The sequence below is a fragment of the Dactylosporangium siamense genome, from assembly GCF_016862795.1.
Taxonomy (GTDB): domain Bacteria; phylum Actinomycetota; class Actinomycetes; order Mycobacteriales; family Micromonosporaceae; genus Dactylosporangium; species Dactylosporangium siamense.
Genome location: NZ_BONQ01000287.1, coordinates 1 through 617, shown reverse-complemented (window position 1 = coordinate 617; position 617 = coordinate 1). Strand labels below are relative to the sequence as shown.

Here is a 617-nt window from a genome sequence, read left to right as displayed (position 1 = left end):
TGCGCGTCGTGCATATGCCCAACGCGAGGTTCGCCCGGCGGCGAGGTCGATCCCGGAGGTAGGTGCGGCCGCCGTCAGCGGAGCGCCAGGCTCTTGGCGTGGGCGGTGACCGCGTCCAGCTGTTCGGAGCGCAGCGGTACGAGCGCGCAGACGAGTTCGCCGAGCGCTTGGGTGGCCGCGAGGCGTTTCAGCAGGGACGGGTCGTCCGGGGGCACCGAGTCCGGGTATCCCGCCATCGCCTCGACGTCGTCGCCGCGCAGGCCGAGCGCCGCGGCGATGCTGAAGACCCGCTCGACGGCCGGCACGCGCTCGCCGTGCCTCATGACGTTGACCGTGGCCTCGGCCGACAACGTCATCCTGGCGAGCAGGCTGCTGTTCACGTTCCGCAGGCGCATCAGCCGGCCGAAGACAGGACCGAAGGTGGGCGTCGCCAGGGCCGGGACGCTCTGCCGGTTGTCCGAGCCGGGCTGCGGCGGGAGCGACCGGGCGTGCTCACACACCTCGGCGATGACGTCAGTGGTGTGGTGCCAGCACGCGCGCAGCACCGCCTCGACCTGCCGGTGTGCCGCAAATTCGGCGGGCGTCAGCAGCGCCGGGATCTCGTGGCCCGCGATGGC

1 protein-coding gene is annotated in these 617 nt (G+C 72.4%); it reads right to left on the bottom strand.

Annotated features, from left to right (window positions below; translation table 11 throughout):
* Window positions 1–74: 74 nt before the first annotated feature.
* Window positions 75–617, bottom strand: a 543-nt coding sequence (locus tag Dsi01nite_RS56975; protein WP_203854890.1) for a hypothetical protein, incomplete at its 5' end; no start/stop codon positions are given.